At 61.5% G+C, this 20,739-nt stretch carries 19 protein-coding genes; 13 read left to right on the forward strand and 6 right to left on the reverse strand.

All coding sequences use genetic code 11. The annotated features are described in order from the left end of the window. Positions 1 to 184: 184 nt before the first annotated feature. Entirely contained in the window at positions 185 to 1,498 is a 1,314-nt protein-coding gene (brnQ, locus tag G7009_RS22580) for a branched-chain amino acid transport system II carrier protein (protein WP_181132319.1), read from the forward strand. 410 nt (positions 1,499 to 1,908) lie between these two features. Beyond that, positions 1,909 to 2,658 (forward strand): DUF599 domain-containing protein, encoded by a 750-nt coding sequence (locus G7009_RS22585; protein ID WP_181132320.1) that lies wholly within the window; start codon positions 1,909 to 1,911, stop codon positions 2,656 to 2,658. Positions 2,659 to 2,726: 68 nt separating this feature from the next. Here G7009_RS22585 and G7009_RS22590 read toward each other — a convergent pair whose 3' ends face one another. Then, a complete protein-coding gene (locus G7009_RS22590; protein ID WP_181132321.1) occupies positions 2,727 to 3,002 on the reverse strand; it encodes a hypothetical protein in 276 nt (91 codons plus the stop codon). Between the two features lie 421 nt (positions 3,003 to 3,423). On the opposite strand from G7009_RS22590, the gene htpG reads away from it, so the two are divergent. The 3 genes from htpG to G7009_RS22605 all read left to right on the forward strand — a co-directional run bounded on the left by htpG (position 3,424) and on the right by G7009_RS22605 (position 7,288). Next, positions 3,424 to 5,331: a molecular chaperone HtpG gene (gene htpG / locus G7009_RS22595; protein WP_181132322.1), complete on the forward strand. Its 1,908-nt coding sequence runs from the start codon at positions 3,424 to 3,426 to the stop codon at positions 5,329 to 5,331. A 58-nt stretch (positions 5,332 to 5,389) separates the two neighbouring features. Next, a complete protein-coding gene (locus tag G7009_RS22600) occupies positions 5,390 to 6,115 on the forward strand; it encodes a dienelactone hydrolase family protein (RefSeq protein ID WP_181132323.1) in 726 nt (241 codons plus the stop codon). Between the two features lie 162 nt (positions 6,116 to 6,277). Continuing rightward, positions 6,278 to 7,288, forward strand: a complete 1,011-nt coding sequence (locus tag G7009_RS22605) for an amidohydrolase family protein (protein ID WP_181132324.1) — start codon at positions 6,278 to 6,280, stop codon at positions 7,286 to 7,288. A gap of 84 nt (positions 7,289 to 7,372) precedes the next feature. On the opposite strand, the gene fabB is transcribed toward G7009_RS22605, so the two are convergent. The 5 genes from fabB to G7009_RS22630 form a co-directional block, all read right to left on the reverse strand. After that, positions 7,373 to 8,593 (reverse strand): beta-ketoacyl-ACP synthase I, encoded by a 1,221-nt coding sequence (gene fabB / locus G7009_RS22610; RefSeq protein ID WP_181132325.1) that lies wholly within the window; start codon positions 8,591 to 8,593, stop codon positions 7,373 to 7,375. Positions 8,594 to 8,604: 11 nt separating this feature from the next. Further along, entirely contained in the window at positions 8,605 to 9,120 is a 516-nt protein-coding gene (fabA, locus tag G7009_RS22615) for a 3-hydroxyacyl-[acyl-carrier-protein] dehydratase FabA (protein ID WP_181132326.1), read from the reverse strand. Between the two features lie 205 nt (positions 9,121 to 9,325). Further along, the gene (locus tag G7009_RS22620) at positions 9,326 to 11,257 is read right to left on the reverse strand and encodes an ATP-binding protein (protein WP_181132327.1); all 1,932 of its coding nucleotides are present in this window, start codon (positions 11,255 to 11,257) and stop codon (positions 9,326 to 9,328) included. Next, on the reverse strand, positions 11,254 to 12,147 hold the full coding sequence (locus G7009_RS22625; RefSeq protein WP_181132328.1) for an ABC transporter substrate-binding protein: 894 nt from the start codon (positions 12,145 to 12,147) through the stop codon (positions 11,254 to 11,256). Before G7009_RS22625 ends, G7009_RS22620 begins: the two co-directional genes overlap by 4 nt. Next, positions 12,147 to 14,294 (reverse strand): TonB-dependent receptor plug domain-containing protein, encoded by a 2,148-nt coding sequence (locus tag G7009_RS22630; protein WP_181132329.1) that lies wholly within the window; start codon positions 14,292 to 14,294, stop codon positions 12,147 to 12,149. Before G7009_RS22630 ends, G7009_RS22625 begins: the two co-directional genes overlap by 1 nt. Before the next feature lie 128 nt (positions 14,295 to 14,422). On the opposite strand from G7009_RS22630, the gene G7009_RS22635 reads away from it, so the two are divergent. From G7009_RS22635 to G7009_RS22670, 8 genes are all read left to right on the forward strand, one after another. Beyond that, complete coding sequence (locus G7009_RS22635; protein WP_181132330.1) at positions 14,423 to 15,448, forward strand: NAD(P)H-dependent glycerol-3-phosphate dehydrogenase; 1,026 nt, start codon at positions 14,423 to 14,425, stop codon at positions 15,446 to 15,448. Between the two features lie 14 nt (positions 15,449 to 15,462). Next, a complete protein-coding gene (locus G7009_RS22640; protein WP_181132331.1) occupies positions 15,463 to 15,810 on the forward strand; it encodes a DUF4389 domain-containing protein in 348 nt (115 codons plus the stop codon). Beyond that, complete coding sequence (gene sixA, locus G7009_RS22645) at positions 15,807 to 16,265, forward strand: phosphohistidine phosphatase SixA (protein WP_181132332.1); 459 nt, start codon at positions 15,807 to 15,809, stop codon at positions 16,263 to 16,265. The genes G7009_RS22640 and sixA overlap by 4 nt, the downstream gene beginning before the upstream one ends. 148 nt (positions 16,266 to 16,413) lie before the next feature. Next, positions 16,414 to 17,487 carry an aldo/keto reductase gene (locus G7009_RS22650; protein ID WP_181132333.1) on the forward strand — a complete coding sequence of 358 codons (1,074 nt, stop codon included), beginning with the start codon at positions 16,414 to 16,416 and terminating at the stop codon, positions 17,485 to 17,487. Positions 17,488 to 17,746: 259 nt separating this feature from the next. Further along, positions 17,747 to 18,094 (forward strand): hypothetical protein, encoded by a 348-nt coding sequence (locus tag G7009_RS22655; RefSeq protein ID WP_181132334.1) that lies wholly within the window; start codon positions 17,747 to 17,749, stop codon positions 18,092 to 18,094. A 98-nt stretch (positions 18,095 to 18,192) separates the two neighbouring features. After that, on the forward strand, positions 18,193 to 18,981 hold the full coding sequence (locus G7009_RS22660; protein ID WP_181132335.1) for an alpha/beta fold hydrolase: 789 nt from the start codon (positions 18,193 to 18,195) through the stop codon (positions 18,979 to 18,981). Beyond that, on the forward strand, positions 18,978 to 19,832 hold the full coding sequence (locus G7009_RS22665; RefSeq protein ID WP_181132336.1) for an alpha/beta hydrolase: 855 nt from the start codon (positions 18,978 to 18,980) through the stop codon (positions 19,830 to 19,832). The genes G7009_RS22660 and G7009_RS22665 overlap by 4 nt, the downstream gene beginning before the upstream one ends. Before the next feature lie 109 nt (positions 19,833 to 19,941). Further along, positions 19,942 to 20,736, forward strand: a complete 795-nt coding sequence (locus G7009_RS22670; RefSeq protein WP_181132337.1) for a DUF4892 domain-containing protein — start codon at positions 19,942 to 19,944, stop codon at positions 20,734 to 20,736. Positions 20,737 to 20,739 lie beyond the last annotated feature (3 nt).

Here is a 20,739-nt window from a genome sequence, read left to right on the forward strand (position 1 = left end):
TAACGAGTGCGCCGCCAGTGCGTTTGTCGCGTGAATTCTGTACCCTACGCGCCACTCTGTGACCGTGCCCCAAAAGGGAACGACACGCTAAACGGGTCTGGCTCATCAAGCCGGGCAGCATTTCCCTCACCCATGGGGAAATTCCCTCTCGAACCCCGATTTCAGCAGTGTGGTACTTCCTCAGATGAAAGTTTTGAAAGGCCAGGACATCCTGGCACTTGGCTTCATGACGTTCGCGTTGTTCGTCGGCGCGGGCAATATCATTTTCCCGCCTATCGTAGGCTTGCAATCCGGTCCTCATGTCTGGATGGCTGCCTTGGGCTTTCTGGTGACCGCCGTTGGTCTGCCGGTCATTACCGTGGTCGCGCTAGCCAAGGTGGGCGGCGGCATGGACGCCCTCAGCAGCCCCATCGGCAAGTTCTTCGGGGGCCTGCTGGCAGCGGTGTGCTACCTCTCGGTAGGGCCCTTGTTCGCCACGCCGCGCACTGCCACCGTTTCCTTCGAAGTGGGCGTCGCGCCCCTGACGGGTGAAAGCCCACTGGCACTGTTCATCTATAGCCTGGTGTATTTCATCGTTGTGCTGGCCGTGTCGATGTATCCGGGCAAGCTCCTGGATACCGTAGGACGTTTCCTCGCGCCATTGAAGATCCTCGCGCTGGCCGCACTTGGCGTCGCTGCCTTCATGCTGCCTGCCGGTCCCGTAGGCGAAGCCCAGCCGGCCTATGTGGCGGCACCGTTCTCTCAAGGCTTCATCAATGGCTATTTGACCATGGATACCCTTGGCGCATTGGTATTCGGCATTGTCATTGTCAATGCCATTCGCTCCCGAGGTATCGAGTCGCCCAAGTTGATCACCCGTTATGCCATCATTGCCGGCCTGATCGCCGGTGTCGGTCTGGCCTTGGTTTATATCAGCCTGTTCCGCCTGGGTGCGGGCAGTCACGAGATTGCTGCAGGGGCTAGCAACGGCGCGGCCGTTCTGCATGCCTATGTTCAGCACACCTTCGGGTCGTTGGGCAGCGGGTTCCTCGCGGTGCTGATCGCGTTGGCCTGCCTGGTGACCGCGGTTGGCCTGACTTGCGCCTGCGCCGAATACTTCAGTCAGATCCTCCCGCTGTCCTACCGCGCGTTGGTCGTGATCCTTGCAGGATTCTCCCTGTTGGTCTCGAATCTGGGTCTGACCAAGTTGATCATGTTCTCGATCCCGCTGCTGACCGCGATCTATCCGCCGTGCATCGTGGTGGTCGCCCTGAGCTTCTGCAAAAACCTGTGTAATTCGCCAGCCCGTATCCTGGGTCCGGTCATGCTCGTGTCCTTTGTCTTCGGTGTTGTCGATGCGATCAAGGGCAGCAGTCTTGCCGGTCTCCTGCCTGACGCACTCGCGCACTTGCCGTTGAGCGATCAAGGCCTTGCCTGGCTGGTGCCGTCCGTTGCGATGCTTGCCGTGGTCGTGGTCTGCGACCGCATGCTCGGCAAGCCGAGCGAGGCGGTGGCTTGAGGATTGAAACCCGAGCGCTGACACTGGCCAAAAGCCGATAGCGTGTCTGCCTCAGGCAGAAGTCGAACCCCACATCCTTAGGGATGTGGGGTTTTTTTTAGTTCAAAAGGGGCGGGCAGGCTCGGGGTGCGAATGTAGATTCTTGTATGTTGTGGCTGTTGCTGGCTATCGACGGGCAAGTCGCATCGGTGAACCGCCGCTCCCACAGGGTCCCAATGAGTTAGCGTTTATTCCATGAAAGCGGCCTTGCCCCGCGCTAGGACCGTCAGCCATCAAAAAGGCTCGGACCTGAAGATTGAAATAGGTACAGCGTCTTGAAACAAATGTTTCCTTTACGTGCCTTTTCTTGCAACCAGGCGTCGAAAGCGGGTCTATATCGTTCTGTGCACGGAAAGGTACGAGAAAACCGCATGAGCTTCATTCAAAGTGATCTGAGCAATCTACTGGCGGCCATATGGTTCGTCGTCTGCTGGGGCGGGTATACGCGGTATGCGACTTGGAAAGGGCGCGACACAGCGTGTCTGGCCAGTGTGCTGCACCTGTACCGGGAAGACTGGATGCGGCGCATGTTGCTGCGGGACAACCGTATCGCCGACGCGAGCGTGATCGGTAATCTGGAGCGCAACGCTTCGTTCTTCGCCTCCAGTACGCTGATCATTCTGGCGGGCATCCTGACCGTGCTCGGCGCTACTGACAGGGCGTTGTCCCTGCTCGCCGACCTGCCGCTGGTGCAGAAAACCTCCCAGGGCATTTCGGAAATCAAGCTGTTGTGTCTGGCAACGGTCTTTGTCTATGCCTTCTTCACTTTCAGTTGGTGCATGCGCCAGTACAACTTCGCCGCGGTACTCGTAGGGTCGGCTCCCATGATCGGCGAGCGTTTGGTCAATGAGCTCGAGCGCAAGGCGTTTGCATCGCGCGCCGCGCGTGTGTTGTCACTGGCGGCCAACCAGTTCAACTTCGGTTTGCGTTCCTATTATTTCGGCATGGCCATGTTGAGCTGGTTCATCAGCCCCTGGTTGTTCATGCTGGTCTGTGTAGGCGTGGTACTTATCCTGTACCGCCGAGAGTTTCATTCCGATGTGTTGGAGGTGATGGTGTTCACACCTACCGAGAGTGCGCCTACCGAGGTAGTCAAGGACACTAGCATGCAGAGTAACTGAATCGTTAATTCCCAAAGTTCAGGCATAAAAAAACCCGACAGCGTCGGGTTTTTTTATGAAACTGACGCTTACTGACGAGCAGGCTCGGCAGGAGCGGTAACCGGCGCCGTGGTGTTCGGAGCGGCTTCTTCCGCAGCCCTGCGATTGGCTTCGGCCTGATCTTTGGAGGCTTCGGCGTTTTCTTCCGCAGCATCGTTCACCTTGTCTTGCGCATCACCCATCTTCTCTTGGGCGTCTTCGCGGTGTTCTTGTGCGTCTTGGGCTTTGTCTTCGCTCGCTTTATCGCAAGCGGCCAGACCCATGGCAGCAGCCAGCATCAGAGCAAAAGCAAATGGTTTACGCATGGGGTGTTTCTCCTTGTGGAATAAGTGACTTGTTTCTTCGAGTTCGGCCCTGTGAAATTAGTTCCACGAAGAATGAAGATATATAACTGCCGGATTCGAATGGACTTTTCTTCGCCCTCGGCACCTCTTCGTCGCTTATCGCAGGTGATGTGCGCGAGGCAGCCAATCAAGACATGTAGAAGCTTCCTTGCAGCGCTTGCGCACGGTCGGCAATGCTGCACTGCAGGGAAGAGCTTTCTTTTTGAATGGTTGTGAGTGGCAGTGCGTCGATGAGGATCACGCATTTTTGCCGATCGGCTTTCAGGTGCGCACTTGAAATAGCCTGGCACGCCCCCATCTGCATGACATCCCGCCAATAAAGCAGGCCAGGGCATTGCCCAGTCTCGCGGCGACAACTGCCATAGATCGGAGTTAGAAGACCATGAGTGTGGAGACTCAAAAAGAAACCCTGGGCTTCCAGACCGAGGTGAAGCAGCTGCTGCACCTCATGATTCATTCCCTCTACTCGAACAAGGAAATCTTCCTGCGCGAGTTGATCTCCAACGCCTCCGACGCCGCCGACAAGCTGCGTTTTGAAGCGCTGGCCAAGCCCGAGCTGCTCGAAGGCGATGCGGACCTGAAGATCCGCGTGAGCTTCGACAAGGAAGCGGGCACCGTGACCCTCGAGGACAACGGTATCGGCATGAGCCGCGAGGACGTCATCGCCCACCTGGGTACGATCGCCAAGTCCGGCACCTCCGATTTCATGAAGAACCTCACCGGCGACCAGAAGAAGGATTCGCACCTGATTGGTCAGTTCGGTGTCGGCTTCTATTCGGCCTTCATCGTGGCCGACAAGGTCGACGTATACAGCCGTCGCGCCGGCCTGCCAGCCGCTGAAGGCGTACATTGGTCTTCCCAGGGCGAGGGCGAATTCGAAGTCGCCACGATCGACAAGCCGCAGCGCGGCACCCGTATCGTCCTGCACTTGAAAAAGGATGAGCACGAGTTCGCCGACGGCTGGCGTCTGCGTAACGTCGTCAAGAAGTACTCCGATCACATTGCCTTGCCGATCGAATTGCCCAAGGAGCAATCCGCCGCCGCCGAAGGCGAAGAGCAGCCGGCGCAGGAGTGGGAAACCGTCAACCGTGCCAGTGCCTTGTGGACCCGTCCTCGCAATGAAGTCAAGGACGAGGAATACCAGGAGTTCTACAAGCACATCGGGCATGACTTCGAAAACCCGCTTGCCTGGAGCCACAACAAGGTCGAGGGCAAGCTGGAATACAACTCGCTGCTCTACGTACCGGCCCGTGCACCCTTCGACCTGTACCAGCGTGAAGCGCCGCGCGGCCTGAAGCTGTATGTCCAGCGTGTGTTCATCATGGATCAGGCCGAGTCGTTCCTGCCTCTGTACCTGCGCTTCATCAAGGGTGTGGTGGATTCCAATGACCTGTCCCTGAACGTATCCCGCGAAATCCTGCAGAAAGATCCGATCATCGACTCGATGAAGTCGGCGCTCACCAAGCGTGTCCTCGACATGCTGGAGAAGCTGGCGAAAAACGAACCCGAGCAGTACAAGGGCTTCTGGAAGAACTTCGGCCAGGTCCTCAAGGAAGGCCCGGCGGAGGACTTCGCCAACAAGGAGAAGATCGCCGGCCTGCTGCGCTTCGCCTCCACCCAGGATGAAAGCGGCGAGCAGAGCGTCGCTCTGGCCGACTACCTGGCGCGTGCCAAGGAAGGCCAGGACAAGATCTACTACCTCACTGGCGAGACCTATGCGCAGGTCAAGAACAGCCCGCACCTGGAGGTCTTCCGCAAGAAAGGCATCGAGGTTCTGCTGCTGACCGATCGTATCGATGAGTGGCTGATGAGCTACCTCAACGAATTCGATGGCAAGAGCTTCGTCGATGTCGCTCGTGGTGACCTGGACCTGGGCAAGCTCGACTCGGAAGAGGACAAGAAGGCTCAGGAAGAAGTCGCCAAGGAGAAGGAAGGCCTGGTCGAGCGCCTCAAGGGTGCCTTGGGCGATAGCGTGGCCGAGGTACGTGTTTCGCACCGCCTCACCGATTCGCCGGCCATCCTCGCCATCGGCGAGCAGGACCTGGGCCTGCAGATGCGCCAGATCCTGGAAGCCAGCGGCCAGAAGGTCCCGGAATCCAAGCCGATCTTCGAGTTCAACCCGGCTCACCCGCTGATCGAGAAACTGGATAACGAGCAAAGCGAAGATCGTTTCGCCGAGCTCTCGCACATTCTCTTCGATCAGGCGGCCCTGGCGGCTGGAGACAGCCTCAAGGACCCGGCAGCCTACGTTCGTCGTCTGAACAAGCTGCTGGTCGAGTTGTCTGCTTGATTTGATGCAATGCAAAGCCCGCTTCGGCGGGCTTTTTTCATGGTGCAAGGAGGAGTAGATGAGCAAGGTAATTGTCGAATCACTGGTGTATCACCTCTCTGGCAAGACCTATGAAAGTCGTCTGGTGTACGCACCTGGCGCGCTGGCTCAGCCGGGACTGGTGATGGCGCCCAACTGGATGGGCATTGGCGAGGGTGCCGAGCGTATCGCCAAGGAAGTGGCCAGCCAGGGCTATGTGGTGCTGATCGCCGATCTCTATGGGCAATCGGACCGGCCCTCGACCGCCGACGAGGCGGGTGCGGCAATGATGCCGTTGAAGAATGACCGTGCCGAATTGCGTAAACGCATGAAAGCCGCTTTGAATGAGCTGCTGGGGCAATCCAGGGCAGTGCTCCTGCCCGGCAAGGTCGCGGCGTTCGGTTTCTGCTTCGGCGGTTGCTGCGCGCTGGAACTGGCGCGTACCGGTGCCGATCTCAAGGCCGCAGTGTCCTTCCACGGCACTCTCGATACCCCCGATCCCGAGGATGCGAAAAATATAAAAGGCTCGGTTCTGGTCCTGCACGGCGCATCCGATCCCTTGGTTCCGCAGGAGCAGTTGCCTGCTTTCGAGGCCGAGATGAACGCCGCCAAGGTCGACTGGCAGTTGCACAGCTTTGGCGGTGCAGTGCATTCCTTTACCGATCCCGCGGCCAATACACCGGGCAAGATGCAGTACGATCGGCGCACCTCGATGCGAGCTTTCAAGGCGATGCATGACCTGCTCAATGAGGTTTTCCAGCGCTGAGGGAAGGGGAGGGGCCTCCACCGGTGTTCTCCGCTCTCCTGGCGATTTAGTCGCCTTCCTGCACAAGTGCCCAAGGCCAGGCCAGGCATTTGCGCGGCGACCTCTGAACCGGCAACGAGCCCAGGCTGTCTACCTTGCTCTCATCTGACAAGGATCCTGCCAATGCTCGCCCGAGGTCTCGCCTGGATGCTGGTGCCGTTGCTGCTGAGCGAAGCGGCAGCGGCGCGCGACTATCGCTACACCGATGCCCATCTGCATTACGTCGATTTCTTCCAGGAAAGCGAAGGCATGCCCGCCTTGCTCAAGGCCATGGACGCGGCGGGTATCGATCAGTCGATGATCTCCGGCATTCCGGTTGCCAAGAAATGGCACGAAGACGAGCCCAAGCGTCCGCGTTACTACGCTGGCGACGATGCCTCCGCCTACTGGTACAGCGCCACCGATGTCTACGTGGCGGCTGCCCTGGAAAAACTGGCACCCGAGCAGCGTCGTCGCTTTCATCCGTTCCTGTCGGGGTTCAACCCGGTGGACAAGAATGCCGTGACGCATATCGAACGCATGCTCGAGTTGTACCCGGGGTTATGGCAGGGTATCGGCGAAGTCTTCACTCGCCACGACGACCTGACGGCCTTGACCAGTGGCGATACTCCGCGGGCCAACAACGAGGCCCTGACGCGGGTCTACCACCTGGCTGCCGAGCGTGACCTGCCAGTGCTCATCCATTCCAATATCACCTCCAAACGCGAGCGCAACCCTTTGTATCTGGCCGAGATCGAGGAGCCCTTGCGTGACCATCCGCACACGCGCTTCATCTGGGCGCACGCGGGGACCAGCATGGAGATTCATCGCCACCAGACACAGATGGATTTTCTCCCGCCGATCGTCACCCGCCTGCTCGATGATTACCCGAATCTGTACATAGACTTGTCCTGGAGCGTGCTCGAGCCTTATTTGCTGGATGAAAAGAAGGTGCCCAGGAAAGCGTGGCTGGAGTTGGTCGAGCGTTTCCCTGATCGCTTCATGCTTGGCTCGGACGTCGTGGGACGCTTCGACAACCTAGGCAAGGAGATGCACGGCTTCGAGCCATTCCTGGACGCCTTGCCCGAGCCAGTGGCCCGCCAGGTGGCGCGGGACAACTTCCTGGCCATCCTGCCCAAGGCCAGCAAGCAATAGCGGGCTGATACACGCTAGCGAAGCCTCTGCGCCTGGAATGAAAAACGCCCCGAACCAGTCGGGGCGTTTTTGTTATTGCAGCAATTACTTGCCTTGCCAGCGCTTGAGCACCAGCGTGGCGTTGGTGCCACCAAAGCCGAAGCTGTTGCTCATCACCGTATCGACCTTGGCGTTTTCCTGGGTCTGCAGCTGCACCGGCAAATCGGCAACGGCAGGGTCCAGTTCGTCGATGTTGGCGGAGCCCGCGATGAAGTTGTTCTCCATCATCAGCAGGCAGTAGATCGCCTCGTGCACACCGGCGGCGCCCAGCGAGTGACCCGACAGGCTCTTGGTCGAGCTGATGGCCGGGGCCTTGTCGCCGAACACTTCGCGAACGCCTTTCATCTCCGCGACATCGCCTACTGGAGTCGAGGTGCCGTGGGTGTTCAGGTAGTCCACCGGGGTGTCGACGGTGGCCAGGGCCATCTGCATGCAGCGCACGGCGCCTTCGCCGCTTGGCGCCACCATGTCGTAACCATCGGAGGTCGCGCCATAGCCGACGATTTCGGCGTAGATCTTCGCGCCACGAGCCAGGGCATGCTCGAGTTCCTCGACCACGACCATGCCGCCGCCGCCAGCGATGACGAAGCCATCACGCTGAGCGTCGTAGGCGCGAGAAGCTTTTTCCGGCGTGTCGTTGTACTGGCTGGACAGGGCGCCCATGGCGTCGAACAGGAACGATTGGCTCCAGTGCTCTTCTTCGCCGCCACCAGCGAAGACGATATCCTGCTTGCCCAGCTGGATCTGCTCCATGGCAGTACCGATGCAGTGGGCGCTGGTCGCGCATGCCGACGAGATCGAGTAGTTGATGCCCTTGATCTTGAATGGAGTGGCCAGGCATGCCGAAACGGTACTACCCATGGTGCGGGTTACACGATAGGGGCCGACGCGCTTGACGCCTTTCTCGCGCAGGATGTCCAGCGCTTCCATCTGGTTCAGGGTCGAGGCACCGCCGGAGCCGGCCACCAGGCCGGTACGCGGGTTGGATACCTGGTCTTCCGTCAGGCCCGAGTCCTTGATCGCGTCCTGCATCGCCAGGTAGGCGTAGGCAGCGGCGTGACCGACGAAGCGGTAGACCTTGCGGTCGATGAGCTCTTCGAGGTTGAGGTCGATGGAACCGGAAACCTGACTACGCAGCCCCATTTCCTTGTATTCCGGGTTATAGCGGATGCCCGGACGGCCCTTGCGCAGGTTTTCGGTGACGGTCTCTTTGTCATTGCCCAGGCACGATACGATGCCCAGACCAGTGATAACGACGCGGCGCATGCGTATAACCCTTAGAAATTTTCAGTGGAGGTGAACACGCCGACTCTCAAGCCTTCGGCGGTGTAGATCTCGCGACCGTCGACGCTGACCGAGCCATCGGCGATGGCCATGTTCAGCTTGCCTTTGAGGACGCGCTTGATATGAATGTTGTAAGTGACCTTCTTGGCCGTTGGCAAGACCTGGCCGAAGAATTTCACCTCGCCCGAACCCAACGCGCGCCCACGGCCCGGCAGGCCCTGCCAGCCCAGGAAGAAACCGACCAGCTGCCACATGGCGTCGAGGCCCAGGCAGCCCGGCATCACCGGATCGCCTTCGAAGTGGCAGGCGAAGAACCACAGGTCAGGATTGATATCCAGCTCGGCGACCAACTCACCCTTGCCGTACTTGCCGCCTTCCTGGCTGATATGGGTGATGCGATCGACCATCAGCATGTTCGGGGCGGGCAATTGCGCATTACCTTGGCCGAACAGCTCACCGCGACTGCAGCGCAGCAGGTCTTCCCGGGTAAAGGCGTTTTGTTTGGTCATGCGAGCTCCTCAATAATCCCCATGTGGCAGGGGGCAATCTTCCCGACCGACCCAGAGCGCTTGAGCACGGGGCGGTAGCCTACAGGTAGACTATTGCGTTGTAGTGAAAGTCACAGCGCACCTGGCAAAGAAGTACAGGTGTGCACTGAAAGGGGTATTTTCCGACCGGATGAAGGTCCTGTCCAGTATTTAAGACTGCCGCACTTTAGCATTTATCGCCAGTCGCAGCAGTTCGGCCCGATACCCAACGCTGCAGGATCCGTTGCAGTTCGGCGCGTTTGAAGGGTTTGCTCAGGTAGTCATCCATGCCGGCGAGCAGGCAGCGCTCTCGGTCGCCCTGCAAGGCATTGGCGGTCAGGGCGATGATCGGTAACTGCGCGCCTTCGGGCAGCAGGCGAATACGGCGCGTAGCCTCGTAGCCATCGACATGCGGCAGGCGGCAATCCATCAACACGGCTGCGAAGGACTGTCCGGCCACGTGCTCCACGGCCTGGGCACCATCGACGGCAACACTGACGTCGAAGCCCAGGCTGCGTAGCATCGCTTCGATCACAGTCTGGTTTACTGGGTTGTCCTCCACGAGCAGCACGTGTCGACCGTCGCCTCCCACGGTGCCCGACGATGGGTCGTGCGTAAGCAGCGTAGCGGGAGCACTGGCCAGTGTCAGCGGGATTTCCAAGGTAAAGGTCGAGCCCATCCCCTCGCGGCTTTCCCCGCGCAACTGACCGCCCATACGCTCGGCCAGCGTTCGCGCGATCGACAACCCCAGGCCTGTTCCGCCGTACCGTCGCGAAATCGAGCTATCGGCCTGCTGGAACGCCAGGAACATGGTCTCCAGCCGATTGCTGTCGATACCGATACCGGTGTCGCGGACCGCGCAGGTGAACCAGATCGGTTGCTGGTCGAGCACTTGCCACCGTGCCTGGACTTCCACTTCGCCGCGTTCGGTGAATTTCAGCGCATTGCCGATCAGGTTCAGCAGGATCTGGCGGATCCGTGTCGGATCACCCGTTACCTGCAGTTGCTCGGCGGTGGCGGGCAACTGCAGGCGCAGTTCGAGTCGACGCTGCTGGGCGTTGTGCTGGAAGGATTGCACGCTGTTGGCGATCAGGGCGACCAGGTCGAAGTCGATGTGCTCCAGCTCCAGCGCGGTGCGCTCGATACGCGAGAAGTCGAGGATGTCGTTGATCACCTTGAGCAGATGGCTGGTGGACTCGGTGGCCACTGCGGTGTATTCGGCCTGCTCGCCGCTCAGCGCTGTGGTTTCGAGCAGCTGCAGCATGCCCATCACACCGTTCATCGGTGTGCGCAGTTCGTGGCTCATCATTGCCAGGAATTCGGACTTGGCCCGGTTGGCCTGTTCGGCTTCCTCGCGGGCCTGGATCGACTCGGCCATGGCTTGTTGCTGTTCTCGGCTGGCTTGATCGAGAGCGCTGGCAAGGTTGTTGATGTGGTGCGCGAGGTTGCCCAGTTCGGTGTCGTCGAATACCGGCAGGGGTGCGTTGAACTCGCCTTGCTGGATGGCTTCGACCGCATGCCCCATCTCGCTGATCGGCTTGGCCAGACTCATGGCCAGGCGTCGCGCCAGGAGGAAAGTGAAGAGCAGGGCGAACAGTGCGAGGATGCCAGCCTTGATGACGATCTCCTGCTGGCGTTCACTGAAGGCGTCATCGGACATGCCGACGACCACCCGTCCCAGGTAGTCGTCGCCTACCCTGGGCAGCGGCGTCCTGCCCTGACCCAGGAAGTCACTGTCCAGACGAATCTGCTGGAGGCGGATCGGTGCTTGGAAGACCTCCACCCGCTGGGCTCGATTGGCGCTCTCGCCAGGCTGTTCGACATACACGAGGATGCGGTTGCGACTGTCCTGGACCTCGAGAAAGCGTACGTGAGGAATACTCAGGGTAGCGCGCATCAGGCTTTCGAGGACTTCATTGTTGCCGGAAATCACCCCGTATTCGGAGGCGGGCGCCAGCTGGCTCGCGATCAGTTGGCCGGTGTGGTTCAGTTCCTGGCGCAAGTCCTGGATTCGCACGAAGGTAAAGAAGCTGATCAGCAGCAATGTCAGCAGTAACGCAGGACCAAGGCTGATGATCTGGGTGCGGGTATGGATGTCCCAGCTCAGGCGCTTGATCATGGACGGCGTTCTCCTTTGGCCAGCACCAGGGCCGCGGCGGCCGGGTTGATCGGCTCTAGCCCCAGGGCGCGGGCTACCTGCTGGTTGCCGCTGACACCGAAGTGCTCAGGATAAAGGCTCCGTGGCCATTGCCCGGGCGCTTGGTCGAGCAGATGGTCGAGCACCGCCAGCCAGTCCTCCTGGTCGCTGTAGGTGCTGGCGAGGGCCCCGGCGCGAACGAAGCCTGCATTGGGACCTATCAGCGCCATCTGTCGGGCGTAACTGCTGAGCAAGACATTCTTGGCGGTCTTGGAGTTGTAGAGCTGCGGGTCGTCCAGGCCCAGCAGCACGTCAGCGTTACCCAGCAGGCGTTGCAATGGACGACTGTCGCGAGGGTCGGGCCAATCATGGGCAACCAGCTCTAGATCCAGCGAGCGCGCCGCCTGGCGCAACTCATCGAGCAAGAAGCGACTCTGCTCGCCATACAGCACCCCGACGCGACGTGCCTGGGGCAGCAGATAGCGAGTCAAGCGCAGCTGACGTATCAGGGGCGGATCGCTCCACAACAGGCTCAGATAGGCGGGGCGCGTTGCCCCTAGGCGCTGCTGGGCCTGAACACGGCTGACTCGCAAAGCGAGCGCCGCGGGCCCTGCGGCCTGGCTCAGGCGCCAGGAAAGCGCGTCATCGTCAAGCAGTACCAGGCGGGTATCGGCCTGCACCTGCCCCGGGGGCGGCATCTGCGCCACTGTCCTGAACTGTATGTGATCGTGCGTGCGCCGCGTTTCCAGCGCAGTGAGAAAGCTGCGAATACCGGGTTCGTCCTTGCCAGCGACCAGCAGGACTTCATGAGCGGACAGCGTGCCTAGCGGCCATAGAAAGAATACGATCAGGCAATGCAGCACGCGCAGCATCAGAACTCCAGCTCCGCGCTGACGCTCAGGCGATGACGGCTGTCGTAGCGGTTCTGCTCGAGGGTGGTGGGCTCATCGTCCAGCCGCTGCTGCCACAAGGCCGACAGCCGGACATTGCTGCCTTGCCAGCGCAAGAGCTTGGCCAGGCGCATGTCCAGCCGCTCGTAGCGATACTGATTGAGCGCATCGTCACCATAGTAGAACAGCGCACTGGACCAACCCTTGCCCCACTCGCGCATCCAGCCGACCGAGCCGCTGTTGCGCGCGCTCAGGCGACGGTCGTCGGGGTTGCTGGCCCAGGCGTCGACATAGGCGTAGGTCAGGCGCAAGCGGTCGTCGGCGGTGGGATGCCAGTCCACCTGCGCCTCGCTGCCGCTGAAGCGGGCCTTGTTGGCATTGCTGGCGATGTACTGATTGTTGCGCAACGGCTCGCTGATCATGCCGCTGATCTCATCATGAAACAGCTTGATGTCCAGGGTCAGGTCCAGAGCGCCGAAATAGCCGTTGTAACCCAGCTCGCGCGAGCGCATGCGCTCCTGGTCGAGATCGCCCGGGCCGCGGGTCTTGACGAAGTATTCGGCGTTCCGCTGGCCGAAGGCGCTCGGATCGAGGTTGTTGACCCGGTAGCTCCAGTTGACATTGTTCTCGAACATGTCCGGTGAGCGCACCGCTTCGGAATACACGGCGCGCAGCCCGTGTCGTGGGGTGATCAGGTAGTTGACCGCTAACCGCGGCGTCAGAGAGTTGCCGGCCAGGCGAGTGTTTTCGAACATCGCTCCGCCCTGCAGGATCCAGTGCTCGTTGGCGCGCCATTCCAGCTGGCCGAACAGGCGCCAGGTCTGATCGTCCAGGCTGCCGTTGAAATAGGTCTGCGAGTCGGCGCGGTCATAGCGGTAGTTCATACCGCTGAGCAGGCGCAGGCTGTCGCTCAGGCTGAGGGTGTCCTGGACCTCCAGGTCCAGGCGCGATTCGCGGGTGCTCTGGTCGACGTCACCGCACACCACCTGGTTGCCGCCCAGGTTGTCCCACTGGTTCTTGACCTGATCGCGCAAAGCCTGGTGCACAGGGTCGCTGCTGTTGGGTGGAGCGTTGATCCCCCGCGCCACCTGCTCGGCGAAGTCCGGTTTGAGCTGCCATAGTCGGGTCAATTCCGGGCTGAAGGACAGGGCCGCGTCGCAGGCCCGCCAGACCTGCTCGCGCTCGAAGTGCTGCGCCGAGGCCTGCACGTACAGGCTGTGCTCAGGGTTCAGGTCGATGTTCCAGCGCACCGAGCCCGCATAATCCTTGGCATTGACGTCTGCGTTGTTGCCCGCGGCGGTCACGAACGGGAATACCGGCTGATAGGTGTATGGGCGCTGATTGCTGCCTTCCTTGGCCGCCAGCTGCCACTCCAAGGTCTGGTCCGGCGCCAGGGTATGGCTGGCGCTGATGTTGAAGCGTGTCAGGCGGCGACTGTCCCGGTAGTCCTGTCCGTACTGGTCATGGTCGAAGCCGTCATCTCCCATGCCCGACATCGACAGGCGCAGGTCGCCTCCTTCCCAGCCCAGCCCCTGGCTGGCGTACCAGTCATTGATACCGTCCTCGCCACGAGTGACCTTCAGGCGTGTGCCGTGGCTATCGGCAGGGCTCCGGGTCAGGATGTTGACGACCGCCATCAGCGCATTGGCGCCATAGCTGACGGTATTGGGGCCGCGAAATACCTCGATGCGCTCGATGTCCTCCATGGCCACCGGGATATCGCTCCAGTCCACCGTGGCCAGGCCTGCCCGGTACACGGAGCGGCCATCGATCAACACTTGCATGCGTCGAGCATCACTGACGTTGCTGCCGTGATAATTGGCCGTCGGCTGGTTGCCGGCGCCGTAGCCGATCATCATCCCCGGTACCAGGCGCAGCAGCTCCGGAATATCGCGCGCGCCGCTGGCGCGAATCAACTGGCGATCGAGCACCGTCATGCTCCCTGGCACGGCGGCCGGGGACTGTTTCAGTCGCGTAGCGGTCAGAATCTGCGGCAGGGTCTGATCGTCGATGAACAGATCATCGGCCAGGGCCGGGCCGCCGATCAGGACGGTCAATAACAGCAAGCGCGGGACAGGTGGCGGACCAGAGAGCACGGCGCGGCCTTGTATCGGGGATGAATCAGGCATGTTAACCGACCACGTGGCTTTTGCCAGTGGACGACCGCCGATCAATACACGCTCTGGCACTGGTTCTGACGCATGTGCTCCGTATAATGCCTTGGTTGCCTCTTATTAATGGTTTGAACGGATTGAATATGACTGGACAGCAACCTGTTGCGGTTCTGGGTGGCGGGAGCTTCGGGACCGCCGTGGCGAATCTGCTGGCGGAAAACGGCGTGCCGGTCCGGCAATGGATGCGCGATGCGGCGCAGGCCGAATCCATGCGCGTCCATCGCGAAAACCCGCGTTACCTCAAGGGCATCAAACTGCAGCCAGGCATCGAGCCGGTCACCGACCTCCTGGCCACCCTGCAGGCGTGCGATCTGGTATTCGTCGCCTTGCCATCAAGTGCCTTGCGCAGCGTGCTGGCGCCCCATGCCGAGCTGCTGCGCGGCAAGTGCCTGGTCAGCCTGACCAAGGGGATCGAGGCACAGAGCTTCAAGCTGATGAGCCAGATTATCGAGGAAATCGCGCCCGAGGCCCGTATCGGTGTGTTGTCCGGGCCGAACCTGGCTCGCGAGATCGCCGAGCATGCGCTGACCGCCACCGTGGTAGCCAGCGAAGACGAGGAACTGTGCCAGCGCGTGCAGGCGGTATTGCACGGTCGTACTTTCCGCGTCTATGCCAGTAACGACCGCTTCGGCGTGGAGCTCGGCGGCGCGCTGAAGAACGTCTACGCCATCATCGCGGGCCTGGCGGCGGCCTTGGGCATGGGCGAGAACACCAAAAGCATGCTGATCACTCGCGCCCTGGCCGAGATGACCCGCTTCGCCGTGAGCCAGGGGGCCAACCCCATGACCTTCCTGGGCCTTGCCGGTGTTGGCGACCTGATCGTCACCTGCTCTTCGCCCAAGAGTCGAAATTATCAGGTCGGTCACGCCCTGGGCGAGGGGCTGAGTCTCGACGAAGCGGTCAATCGCCTGGGCGAGGTGGCCGAAGGGGTCAATACCATCAAGGTGCTCAAGGCCAAGGCTCAGGAGGTACAGGTCTACATGCCGTTGGTCGCGGGTCTGCATGCCATCCTCTTCGAGGGGCGCACCCTGGACCAGGTCATCGAGTTGCTGATGCGCGCCGAACCCAAGACCGATGTCGATTTCATCTCCACCAGTGGTTTCAACTGATACAGGAGCACTACATGAACGAGTCCCCCGAAAGCGCCCGGCGCGAATCCCTCATCCTGCGGGCACTGTGGATGCTGGTCTTCCTGGTGGTGTGGCAATTGGCCGAGCTGCTCCTGGCGGGCCTGGTACTGGTGCAACTGGTCTATCGACTGGTCTATGGCGCGCCGAGCGCCAGCCTTATGAACTTAGGTGACAGCCTTAGCCAGTTTCTTGCCCAGATCGGCCGTTTCGGCACCTTTCACAGCGACCAGAAACCCTGGCCGTTCGCTGACTGGCCGGCACCGCGAGCCCCGGAAGGCGAGACGCCGCACTCGGTCGCTCCGGCACCGCACCCGGTGCGCGACGAGGCGCCAAAACCATGAAGCTGTGGATCCTGCGCCATGGCGAGGCCGAGTCGCGAGCCAACAGCGACGCTGAGCGACGTCTGACCGGCCACGGGCGAGAGCAGGTACTGCGCAGCGCCGCTCGCCTGCTCGCGCAGCCCTTGCAGGCAATCATCGCCAGTCCCTACGTGCGTGCCCAGCAGACCGCGACCTTGGTGCGCGAGGCCCTGGGCTTCGGCGAGACGGTACGCACCGTGCCTTGGCTGACGCCGGAAAGCGACGTACAGAAGGTGATCAGCGAGCTGGACCGGCTTGGCCTGGAGCATGTGCTGTTGGTCAGTCACCAGCCTCTGGTAGGGGCGCTGGTAGGAATGCTCGAACATGGCCATGGCCAGCAACCGGCGGCCATGCACACGGCGAGCCTCGCGGAACTGGAAGGCGAGTGGCCCTTGGCGGGGCTCATGACCTTGTGCGGGCTCCATCACCCTGGCTGAGCATCGTCGATACCCTTCGGCGAGATGAAGAAATCCTCACATTCCAGATCCACTTGAACGTTTCACCTCCCCGCGCCGTCGGTACTTGGAGGGCGACGACATCCCTTGGAGCGTCGCTCTCGAGTCTCAACGCATCAAGGAGGTTTCAATGAAGTATCGTGCGCTCGGCAATACCGGTCTGCTCGTTTCCGAGCTGGTCGTGGGGTCCGTTCCGTTTGGCGGTCGTGGGTCATTCGAGAAGACAGGCAGCGTGGATGTCGCCCAGGCGACTCGGATGTTCGACCTGGCGTTCGACGTCGGGGTGAATCTGATCGATACCGCCGACCTGTACTCCCATGGCCTGGCCGAGGAGATCGTCGGCAAGGCGCTCGGCGAACGGCGCGACTCGATCATCCTGGCGTCGAAGGCGCGCAGCCCGATGAGCGAGAACCCCAATGACAGCGGTGCCTCGCGCTATCACCTGATCCGTGCCTGCGAGGCCAGCCTCAAGCGGCTCGGTACCGATCGCATCGACTTGTACCAGATCCACAACTGGGATGGCGTCACGCCCGTCGAAGAAACCCTCGCCGCGTTGGATCACCTGGTGCAGAGTGGCAAGATCCGTTATTTCGGGACGTCCAACTATACCGCCTGGCAGATGATGAAGACGCTCGGTAGCGCGCGCCTGAACGGTTGGCAGCAGCCGGTCTCCCAGCAGATCTACTACACGCCGGAATCCCGCGAGGCCGAGTACGAGCTGCTGCCGATGGCGCTGGACCAGGGCTTCGCGACGCTGGTCTGGGGGCCGTTGGGCGAGGGGTTGTTGACCGGCAAGGTACGCCGCGGCCACAAGGCGCCGCCCGGCACCCGCCAGGGCAATGACTGGCCGGAACCCTACGTGCATGATCGGGAACGCGCCTACGACATCATCGAAACCCTGATCCAGGTCGGTGAGCGACATGGCTGTTCTCCCTCCAGGGTTTGCCTGGCCTGGCTCAAGGATCGGCCAGGGATCACCAGCGTGATCACCGCCGGGCGCTCGGAAGAGCAGCTGCAGGACAATCTGAAGGCGGTGGAGCTGGTGCTCGGGCAGGAAGACCTGGATCAGATCGAGCGGGCAACCCGGATGGCGCCCCAGTACCCGTACTGGCATCGGATTGCGGCGGGCATGGACCGGATCGATCCTGCGGAGGCGCCGTTTATCGAGATGTATCGGAAGACAATGAGCGAGAGTCAGGAGTGATTCGAGCGGGGGCAGGGGCGGTTTTTCCGGGCCATGCTCCCGCTCTGCTTGGCGGCACGGCCGCGAGTCAGCCATTGGATTTTCAGAAGCGTCGGGGAAATGACCTCCACCAATCCATCGGGCGTTCAACTCGTTGCGAGCTGCCATGCGCTCTTCTGGCAGAGGATACCGGACCTGTTATTTTTGTCAGTTGTCGCCGTCTCTCGGTCCTTGGTAGCGTCCTGAGCCAATGCAGAGCAAAGCCCAAGGACAAGCGACGATGAACATTCGACACCTGGAACTCTCCCGCTCCCTGGACTTACAACTCACCTTGCGCAAGCTGCACAACGACGAAGCCCTGGACTTCGCCGAATATCGAGTGCTTCAGGACTGCGCCGAAGCCAAGTTCGACCAGCTCGTGCGCAAGTTCGAAGGGCAATGCGACCTGGAGCAACTGCGCCTCGCGAACATTCGCATGTCGCATTTGCTGCAGAGCAGTTGCCTGGCACTGCGTCGATTGGCCCTGGACCGCAATGACCGGTCCCTGGCGCGCCAGGCCCTGGAATACCAGATCGCTTGCATGCAGGCTTCCCTGCGCCGTTCCCTGATCGACTTCGGCGACGTGTGAATGACCGGATCGCCCTTGGCCTTGACTCAACCGAAGGTTGCTGCCGCGCCAGACCTTGTCGACAATGGGGTCATCACTTCCCGAGCGGACCAGCGGCCATGTCGCAGCAGATCTTCTTCGCCCATGCCAACGGCTTTCCTTCCGCCACCTATGGCAAGCTGTTCGACGCATTGGCGCCGGACTACGAAGTCCGGCACCTCGCACAGCATGCCCATGATCCGCGGTTTCCAGTCAATGACAACTGGAGCAGCCTGGTCGACGAGCTGCTTCACCACCTGAGCCGGCACGGCACGCCTGTCTGGGGCGTCGGCCACTCTCTGGGAGGGGTGCTGCACCTGCATGCGGCCCTGCGCTGTCCGCATCTGTATCGAGGCGTGGTCATGCTCGACTCACCGGTACTTACCCGCACGGATCAATGGCTGATCCGCATGGCCAAGAGTCTGGGCTTCATCGATCGCATCACTCCGGCCGGTCGGACGTTGGGCCGACGGGAAGCTTTCCCGGACCGAGACAGCGCGCGCAACTACTTCGCCGCCAGAAACCTGTTCCGGCATTTCGATCCGGATTGTCTGGAAGCCTATCTCGAACATGGCCTGCAGCCGACCGAAGACGGTCTGCGGCTGTGTTTCGACCCCGCTACCGAGATCAGCATCTACCGCAGCGTGCCTCACGTCAGTCCTGGCCTGCTGAACCGGTTGCAAGTGCCCGTGGCGATGGTGGGCGGGCGCTTGAGCGGGGTGGTCGGGCGCCGACATGGCAACGCCGTGCGCTGTATCCCGCGCGGTGAGTACCATCGTGTGCCAGGCGGTCACATGTTCCCGCTCGAGCGCCCGAACGACACCGCCAGCCTGATCAAGGGGCTGGTCGATCGCTGGGGCCGGGCATGAGCGCGCAGGTGGAGGAGATCCGCCTGGACCTGGGGCACATCGAACTGGCCGCACACCTGTTCGGCCCCTCCGATGGCCTTCCGGTAATCGCTCTACATGGCTGGCTGGACAATGCCAACAGCTTCGCCCGCTTGGCTCCGCGCCTGCGTGGCTTGCGTATCGTCGCCCTGGACTTGGCCGGCCATGGTTATTCCGGCCATCGACCACGCGGCGCGGGTTACGCCCTGGCCGATTACGCCCATGATGTCCTGTGCGCTGCCGAACAGCTTGGTTGGCAGCGCTTTGCCCTGCTCGGGCACTCCCTGGGCGCGATCATTTCCGTGCAGCTGGCCAGCGCGCTCCCTGACCGCGTCAGCCACCTGGCATTGATCGATGGCCTGGTGCCACCTACCGGTTCCGAGCAGGATGCCGCCGAACGACTGGGCCTGGCGCTACAAGCGCAGTTGCGTCAGCAGGGCAAGCGCAAGACCGTCTATGCCACGCAGGAGGAAGGCGTGAACGCACGCATGAACGGCATGGTCGCGGTCAGCCGAGAGGCCGCGGAGCTGTTGGCGCAACGCGGCCTCATGCCGGTCGCCGGTGGCTACAGCTGGCTCAGCGACAGTCGGCTGACGCTGCCATCGCCCATGCGCCTGAGCCAGAACCAGGCCATGGCCTTCGTTGAACGGGTGCGTTGCCCGACCTGTCTGGTCGTGGCGGAGGAAGGCATGCTGGCGCGGCGCAAACCCTTGCTGGAACGGCTACCCTTTGAGCAGGTGAGGTTGCCGGGAGGTCATCACCTGCACTTGAACGACGAGCAAGGCGCGGCCCTTGTTGCAGACTGTTTCAATCGCTTCCTTGGCTTTTCTTGACTTGCGGGGGGCAAGTGCCGAGGCTTGGCAGGTTGAACAGGGAGACAACCATGCATATGCCAGACTATCGGAACTTCATCATCGCCACTTCAATCAGCGGGGTTGGGCGATGAATACGCCGCTTCTCGTAAAATGCACACTTGCCGCCTGGCTTTGCCTGGCCAGCCCGCTGTTGTGGGCCGGCAGCCTGCCGGTGCCGATCGACGCCAAGGTCGTCGACGAACGCCCCGCGCTGGAGCAGGAGCGGGTCTATCCGCTGGGTGGGCTGCGCAAGATCAGCGGCCGCTTGCGGGTGGACAACAAGGTCGAGAGTCGTGGCCTGGTCAGGTCGGTCACCTACGAGCTGCCACCTGAGAGGACCGCTCGCGAAGCTTTCAACACCGCTCGCGAGGCCTTGCAGGCCGAAGGCGGCTATCCGCTGTTCTGGTGCCAGGGGCGTGACTGCGGCGAGGCCAGCCTGTGGGGCAACGAGGTGTTCAACAACGCCCGTCTCAACGGCGGTGACGAGCAACAGGCCTTCATTCTTCTGCGCCGTTCGGCCGAAGAGTCCAATACTCTGGTGTCACTCTACAGCGTCACGCGGGGCAACAGGCGCGCGTACCTGCATGTAGAGGAATTCGTGGCCGCCGCGCCGCTGGGCGAATTGCTGCCGACGCCTGCCACGGTACTCCATCAACTGCGCGACACCGGCGTGCTCGACTACCCTGACTTGACTGCGCCGCAGCCTGCCTGGGTAGCGCTGCTCGGGCGCAGCCTGAACCTGGACAGTACCCTGCGAGCTACCCTCAGTGGCTCCGAAGCCGAGCGCTGGCGCGAACAACTGGTCGCGGCCGGCGTGCGCAGTGCGCGCCTGGAGGTGGGCAATGCGGCAACCGACGGCCTGCACCTGGAACTGATCCGTTGAGTG

This window comes from Pseudomonas capeferrum (genome assembly GCF_013523055.1).
Lineage (GTDB): Bacteria > Pseudomonadota > Gammaproteobacteria > Pseudomonadales > Pseudomonadaceae > Aquipseudomonas > Aquipseudomonas capeferrum_A.

What these genes read in the sequence shown, in the direction of transcription:
- brnQ (WP_181132319.1), top strand. Translation starts at nt 185, where the DNA reads ATGAAAGTTTTGAAAGGCCAGGACATCCTGGCACTTGGCTTCATGACG.
- G7009_RS22585 (WP_181132320.1), top strand. Translation starts at nt 1,909, where the DNA reads ATGAGCTTCATTCAAAGTGATCTGAGCAATCTACTGGCGGCCATATGG.
- G7009_RS22590 (WP_181132321.1), bottom strand. Translation starts at nt 3,002, where the DNA reads ATGCGTAAACCATTTGCTTTTGCTCTGATGCTGGCTGCTGCCATGGGT.
- htpG (WP_181132322.1), top strand. Translation starts at nt 3,424, where the DNA reads ATGAGTGTGGAGACTCAAAAAGAAACCCTGGGCTTCCAGACCGAGGTG.
- G7009_RS22600 (WP_181132323.1), top strand. Translation starts at nt 5,390, where the DNA reads ATGAGCAAGGTAATTGTCGAATCACTGGTGTATCACCTCTCTGGCAAG.
- G7009_RS22605 (WP_181132324.1), top strand. Translation starts at nt 6,278, where the DNA reads ATGCTCGCCCGAGGTCTCGCCTGGATGCTGGTGCCGTTGCTGCTGAGC.
- fabB (WP_181132325.1), bottom strand. Translation starts at nt 8,593, where the DNA reads ATGCGCCGCGTCGTTATCACTGGTCTGGGCATCGTATCGTGCCTGGGC.
- fabA (WP_181132326.1), bottom strand. Translation starts at nt 9,120, where the DNA reads ATGACCAAACAAAACGCCTTTACCCGGGAAGACCTGCTGCGCTGCAGT.
- G7009_RS22620 (WP_181132327.1), bottom strand. Translation starts at nt 11,257, where the DNA reads ATGATCAAGCGCCTGAGCTGGGACATCCATACCCGCACCCAGATCATC.
- G7009_RS22625 (WP_181132328.1), bottom strand. Translation starts at nt 12,147, where the DNA reads ATGCTGCGCGTGCTGCATTGCCTGATCGTATTCTTTCTATGGCCGCTA.
- G7009_RS22630 (WP_181132329.1), bottom strand. Translation starts at nt 14,294, where the DNA reads ATGCCTGATTCATCCCCGATACAAGGCCGCGCCGTGCTCTCTGGTCCG.
- G7009_RS22635 (WP_181132330.1), top strand. Translation starts at nt 14,423, where the DNA reads ATGACTGGACAGCAACCTGTTGCGGTTCTGGGTGGCGGGAGCTTCGGG.
- G7009_RS22640 (WP_181132331.1), top strand. Translation starts at nt 15,463, where the DNA reads ATGAACGAGTCCCCCGAAAGCGCCCGGCGCGAATCCCTCATCCTGCGG.
- sixA (WP_181132332.1), top strand. Translation starts at nt 15,807, where the DNA reads ATGAAGCTGTGGATCCTGCGCCATGGCGAGGCCGAGTCGCGAGCCAAC.
- G7009_RS22650 (WP_181132333.1), top strand. Translation starts at nt 16,414, where the DNA reads ATGAAGTATCGTGCGCTCGGCAATACCGGTCTGCTCGTTTCCGAGCTG.
- G7009_RS22655 (WP_181132334.1), top strand. Translation starts at nt 17,747, where the DNA reads ATGAACATTCGACACCTGGAACTCTCCCGCTCCCTGGACTTACAACTC.
- G7009_RS22660 (WP_181132335.1), top strand. Translation starts at nt 18,193, where the DNA reads ATGTCGCAGCAGATCTTCTTCGCCCATGCCAACGGCTTTCCTTCCGCC.
- G7009_RS22665 (WP_181132336.1), top strand. Translation starts at nt 18,978, where the DNA reads ATGAGCGCGCAGGTGGAGGAGATCCGCCTGGACCTGGGGCACATCGAA.
- G7009_RS22670 (WP_181132337.1), top strand. Translation starts at nt 19,942, where the DNA reads ATGAATACGCCGCTTCTCGTAAAATGCACACTTGCCGCCTGGCTTTGC.